This is a genomic window from Siccirubricoccus soli, assembly GCF_024178315.1.
Taxonomy (GTDB): Bacteria; Pseudomonadota; Alphaproteobacteria; order Acetobacterales; family Acetobacteraceae; genus Siccirubricoccus; species Siccirubricoccus soli.
Genome location: NZ_JAMZIK010000116.1, coordinates 1 through 5,085, shown reverse-complemented (window position 1 = coordinate 5,085; position 5,085 = coordinate 1). Strand labels below are relative to the sequence as shown.

The window sequence follows — 5,085 nt, the reverse complement described above, 5'->3', positions numbered from 1 at the left end:
TTCGGGACGTTCGGCGCGCGCTCGAAGGTGAAGACCACGTCGTCCGCGGTGAAGGGCTTGCCGTCATGCCAGGTGACGCCGCGGCGCAGGCGGAATTCCCAGACGATGTCGGAGAGCGGGCGGTAGCTTTCGGCAAGGCCCGGCTGCGGCTTGGCGCGGGCGTCGCGCTCCACCAGCCGGTCGAAGATGTGGTTCCCCATGGCGTTGTTGGGGCCGAGATTGTGGTAGTGCGGGTCCAGCGTGGTGACGACGGCGGCATAGCCGATGGTGAGCTGGTCGGCCGAGCGCGTCTGAGCGGCGGCGGGCGGGGTAGCGGCGACCACAGGGGCGGCCAATAGCCCGGCCATGAGGCCACGGCGGAGGAAGGGGTTCGGCATTCCTGGACTCTCCCGGCTTTTCGCCAGGATAGCCGAGGCCAGGGCGGCCCGGGCGAGGAATTGCGCAGGATCGTTTTCCCCGGCGCGCCGCCACTGCTATGCGGCCCCCGATCATCCTTGAGCCCCCGCGGAGGCGCTGCCCTGGTGCCCGACACCCCGAATTCCACCCCCTATGACCGCATCGGCGGCGAGGCCGGCGTGCGCCGCCTGGTGCGCCGCTTCTACGAGCTGATGGACTCGCTGCCCGAGGCCGCCGCCTGCCGCGCCATCCACCCGGAGAGCCTGGCGGGCTCGGAGGAGAAGCTGTTCGAATACCTCAGCGGCTGGCTGGGCGGGCCGCCGCTCTATACCAGCAAGCGCGGCCACCCGATGCTGCGGCGGCGGCATCTGCATGCGCCGATCGCCGGGCCGGAGATCGAGGGCTGGCTGCTCTGCTTCCGCCAGGCCTGGGCGGAGAATGTGACGGATGCGGCGCTGACGGCGGCGGTGATGCCACAGGTGGAGGGGCTGGCGCAGCACATGCGGAACCGGCCTGACGCCTAGCGCAGATCGCCGCAGGGCGGCATCGCCCGAAGGCGTGAATCTGCTCTGCGAACAATGGCGTAGAGCGTTTTCGGTGAACCCGTGTGAACCGCAGACGCTCTAGCGTCTGTCCGCACCCTCCTGCCCGAAGCCGCGGCCGTAATGCGCTTCCAGCCGGCGCTGCACCAGCTCCCACAGGCTGGTCAGCACCAGGTAGTAGAGCGCCGCGACCAGGAACAGCTCCAGTACCAGGAAGCGCTCCTGGATCAGGATCTGCGTCCGTCGCAGCAGCTCGTCCACCGAGATGACGCTGGCGACGGAGGTGGTCTTCAGCAGCCCGTTCACGCTGTTGCCGAGCGGCGGGATGATGATGCGCAGCGCCTGCGGCCAGACCACCAGGCGGAACACCTGCACGCGGTGCAGGCCGAGCGCGGTCGCCGTCTCCCGCTGGCCCTTCGGCACGGCGAGGATGCCGGCGCGGACGATCTCGGAGAGATAGGCGCCCTCGTTCAGGGACATGCCGATCAGCGCCGCCTCCCACACCGAGAAGCGGATGCCGAAAAGCGGCAGGCCGGTATAGATGACGAGGAGCTGCACCAGCAGCGGCGTGCCGCGGAACAGCCAGCAATAGAGCGCGGCGAAGCCGGACAGCACGCGGTTGCCGGAAAGCCGCAGCACCGCCAGCGCGATGCCGAGCATGAGGCCGAAGCCCAGCGCGCCCACCGTCAGCGCGACGGAGATGGCGGCGCCTTCCAGCAGGTAGCCATTGAACAGGTAGTCTAGGAAGCCGTCCCAGCGCCAGATCTGCACGGGCGGGCGCTTAGAGCAGATCGCCGCAGGGCGGCATCGCCCGGAGGCGGGAATCCGCTCTGCAAACAAGGGCGTGGAGCATTTTCGGTGAACGCATGTGAAGCGAAAATGCTCTAGCCCGGCCCCACCGGCTCGAACGACCCCTCATAGGGTTTCACCCCGAAGCGATCGAGCAGCGCCTGGAAGCTGCCATCGGTCTTCATCTCCGTCAGCACCTGCGCCACGGCCAGGGCCAGCACCTGGCTGCGGAAGCCGAAATTGATCGGCGTGCCGTAAAGGCCGGAGACGGCGCGGGTGAAGTCGCCGCGGTCGTCATACTCCTTCGCCGTGCTGTCGATGGAGATGGCGGCATCCAGCTGCCCGACGCGCAGCGCCTGGAAGGAGACGGCGAAATTGTCGAAGGGCCGGATGGTGATGGGCTTCAGCCCCTTCGCCTCCAGCGCCTTGGCGATGTCCTGGGTGCGGCGGAATTCGAAGCCGCCCTGCTCCACCCCCACGGTCAGCCCGGCCAGGTCCTCGATGGACCTGATGTTGCGCGGGTTGCCGCGCGGGACGCTGATGCTGATGGCCTGTTCCTCGTAGCGGACCAGCCACATCAGCTTCTGGCGTTCCTCGGTGTAGAACATGCCGGTGTTGATCATGTCCCAGCGCCGCGCGGCGAGGCCGGGGATCATGGCGGCGAATTCCACGCGCACATGCTCGGGCGTGAGGCAGAGGCGGCGGGCGATCTCCGTCCCCAGCTCCACGCGCATGCCGACGAGCTGGCCCTGCGCGTTCACGTATTGCATGGGTGGCAAAGTGGGGTTGGTGGAGAGCACCAGGGTGCGGGGCTTCACCAGCTCCGCATCCGCGACGCGGGGGGTGCAATTCTGGGCCAGGGCGGGCGGGGCGCTGGCCATGGCGATGGCCGCCGCGAGGGCGGCGCCGGGCAGCAGGCGGCGGAACATGGCGGGATCCCCTCTCGGCTATTCGGCGGCGCGGGCAGCGGGCCGGGCGCCCGTCCATTCCGGGCCGATGGCCTGCAAGACCTGCGCCAAGGCGGGCCAATCGGCCTCCGGCAGCTTCAGGCGGGGCGGGCGGGGGTCGCCCATCTCCATGCCCAGCAGCCGGAAGGCGGCCTTGGTGCCGGAGACGTAGCGCGGCCCGCCGACCCAGGGCAGCAGCGGCGCCAGGCGGCGGTACAGCGGCAGGGCCTTCTCCCGGTCCGCCGCGAAGGCGGCGGCGGCGAACATCTCGCGCGACAGGCGCGGCAACACGTTGCTGCACACCGCCACCCAGCCGATGGCGCCGAGCCAGGCGCTCTCGTAGCCGAGCACGCCGGCGAAGACCTCCATGCGGCCATCGACGGCGGCGATGATGTCGCGCACGCGGGTGACCTCCAGCGTGCTTTCCTTCACGTAGCGGCAATTGGGGATGGTGGAGAGGCGGGCCAGCGTCGCCGGGCCCATATCCACATTCGCCGTCGCCGGGTTGTTGTAAACCATGATGGGCAGGCCGATGGCATCCGCCACCGTCTTGTAGTGGTGGTAGAGCTCGTCCTCCGTGGGCACGGCATAGAAGGGCGGGATGATCATCACCCCGTCGGCGCCCAGCGCCTCGGCCTCGCGGCTCAGCGCCACCACCTCCCGCGTGTCCTCGGCGCCGGTGCCGATAAGGACGGGGACGCGACCGGCGGCCGTTTTCACCACGGTTTCGGTGATGGCGGTGCGTTCCTCCCGGCTGACGGAGAGGAACTCGCCGGTGGAGCCGAGGGGGATGAGGCCGTCGATCCCCTCGGCGATCTGGAATTCCACCAGGCGTCGCAGGGCGGGCAGGTCCACCGCGCCGCCATCCGGCGTGAAGGGGGTGATGAGGACGGTGTAGGTGCCGCGGAAGGGCTTTTGCATGGCGGTCCGCCCCTGCATGCTGGATGGGATGACACCCTTGTCCTCCACCGCCCTGCCCGCCGGCAAGGGCCTCCGCCTGGCGACGCCCGGCATCGCCGCCATCGGCCGCCCGATCACGCTGCGCTTCGAGGGGCAGGAGGTGACGGCGCTGGAGGGGGAAACCCTGGCCGCCGCCCTCTCCGCCGCCGGGATCCTGGCCTTTCGGCAGACCGCCTCCGGCGCGCCGCGCGGGCTGTGGTGCGGCATGGGCGCCTGCTTCGACTGCGTGGTGACGGTGGATGGCAGGCCGGGCCAGCGCGCCTGCCTGGTGAAGGCGGCCGAGGGCATGCAGGTGACGGGCGAATTCCCCGCCGCGCCCAAGCCGCTGGCGCCGCTTCCCTCCGCGATCGCCGAGCGGGCATGCGACGTATTGGTGGTGGGCGCCGGCCCGGCCGGCCTCGAGGCCGCCCGCGCCGCAGCCGAGGCCGGGGCGCATGTGGTGGTGCTGGATGAGCGCGACGCGCCCGGCGGGCAGTACCTGAAGCCGCTGGCGCCGAGCCACACGAATGCCGCGCCGGACAAGCAGCACCGGCAGGGCGAGGCGCTGCGGGAGGCAGTGCGCGCGGCGGGGGTGGAGATCCTCACCGGCGCCACGCTCTGGGGCGCCTTCGCGCCGGAGGAGCTGGGCGCGGTGGTGGGCGAGACCGCCCTCACCTTCCGCCCGAAGCGCCTGGTGCTGGCGACGGGCGCGCATGAGCGGCCGGTGCCGGTGCCGGGCTGGACCCTGCCGGGGGTGATGACGACCGGGGCGATGCAGACCCTCGCCAGGGCCAACCGCGTCTCGCCCGGCCAGCGCGTGGTGATCGCCGGCAACGGCCCGCTGAACCTGCAATTGGCCTGCGAGCTGCTGGCGGGCGGGGTGCAGGTGGCGGCGGTGGCGGAGGCGGCGCCCCGGCCGGGCTTTTCCGAGTTGCGCGACGCGGCAAGGCTGCTGCGTTCGGCGCCCGACCTGGCCTTCGACGGGCTGCGCTACCTGCGGATGCTGCGGGCCGCAGGCGTGCCGATGCTGTGGGGCAGCACCATCCTGGCCTGCGAGGGCGAGGGGAGATTCACCGCGCTGCGCCTCTCGACTCCGGCGGGGGAGCGGCGGATCGAAGCGGATGCCTGCGCGCTCAACCTCGGCTTCCAGCCGGAGACCGGCCTTGCCCGGGCGCTGGGCTGCGCGCATCGCTTCGTCGATACGGGCCTCGGGCGGCTGGAGACGGTGACGGATGCGGAGGGGCGGACCTCGATCCCCGGCGTCTTCGCCGTCGGCGACGGGGCGGCGGTCGGCGGGGCGCGGGTGGCGCTGGCGCGCGGGCGGCTGGCCGGGCTGGCGGCGGCGCGGGATCTCGGCTTCGCGGCGCCGGAGGATGCGGCGGCGCGGGCGGCGCTGGAGCGGGCCCTGGCCTTCCAGGACGCGCTGTGGCGGATGTTCCGCGCGCCGCCCTTCGACATCGGCGCGGTGGCCG

6 protein-coding genes are annotated in these 5,085 nt (G+C 71.5%); 2 read left to right on the top strand and 4 right to left on the bottom strand.

Annotated features, from left to right (window positions below):
- On the bottom strand, positions 1–377 hold a 377-nt coding region (locus tag NJ376_RS18245), incomplete at its 3' end, for an ABC transporter substrate-binding protein (protein WP_252954716.1).
- A 144-nt stretch (positions 378–521) separates the two neighbouring features.
- Here NJ376_RS18245 and NJ376_RS18240 point away from each other — a divergent pair.
- Complete coding sequence (locus NJ376_RS18240) at positions 522–920, top strand: group II truncated hemoglobin (protein WP_252954715.1); 399 nt, start codon at positions 522–524, stop codon at positions 918–920.
- A 99-nt stretch (positions 921–1,019) separates the two neighbouring features.
- On the opposite strand, the gene NJ376_RS18235 is transcribed toward NJ376_RS18240, so the two are convergent.
- The 3 genes from NJ376_RS18235 to NJ376_RS18225 form a co-directional block, all read right to left on the bottom strand.
- Complete coding sequence (locus NJ376_RS18235; protein ID WP_252954714.1) at positions 1,020–1,709, bottom strand: amino acid ABC transporter permease; 690 nt, start codon at positions 1,707–1,709, stop codon at positions 1,020–1,022.
- Positions 1,710–1,822: 113 nt separating this feature from the next.
- Entirely contained in the window at positions 1,823–2,656 is an 834-nt protein-coding gene (locus NJ376_RS18230) for an ABC transporter substrate-binding protein (protein ID WP_252954713.1), read from the bottom strand.
- An 18-nt stretch (positions 2,657–2,674) separates the two neighbouring features.
- Positions 2,675–3,595: a dihydrodipicolinate synthase family protein gene (locus NJ376_RS18225; RefSeq protein ID WP_252954712.1), complete on the bottom strand. Its 921-nt coding sequence runs from the start codon at positions 3,593–3,595 to the stop codon at positions 2,675–2,677.
- Between NJ376_RS18225 and NJ376_RS18220 the strand changes: the two genes are divergently transcribed.
- Positions 3,594–5,085: FAD-dependent oxidoreductase (locus tag NJ376_RS18220; protein WP_252954711.1), on the top strand; the 1,492-nt coding region annotated here is incomplete at its 3' end. The genes NJ376_RS18225 and NJ376_RS18220 overlap by 2 nt on opposite strands.

Bases quoted from the DNA above. Each gene is read 5' to 3' on its own strand.
- NJ376_RS18230 (WP_252954713.1), bottom strand. From the start codon at position 2,656: ATGTTCCGCCGCCTGCTGCCCGGCGCCGCCCTCGCGGCGGCCATCGCC.
- NJ376_RS18225 (WP_252954712.1), bottom strand. From the start codon at position 3,595: ATGCAAAAGCCCTTCCGCGGCACCTACACCGTCCTCATCACCCCCTTC.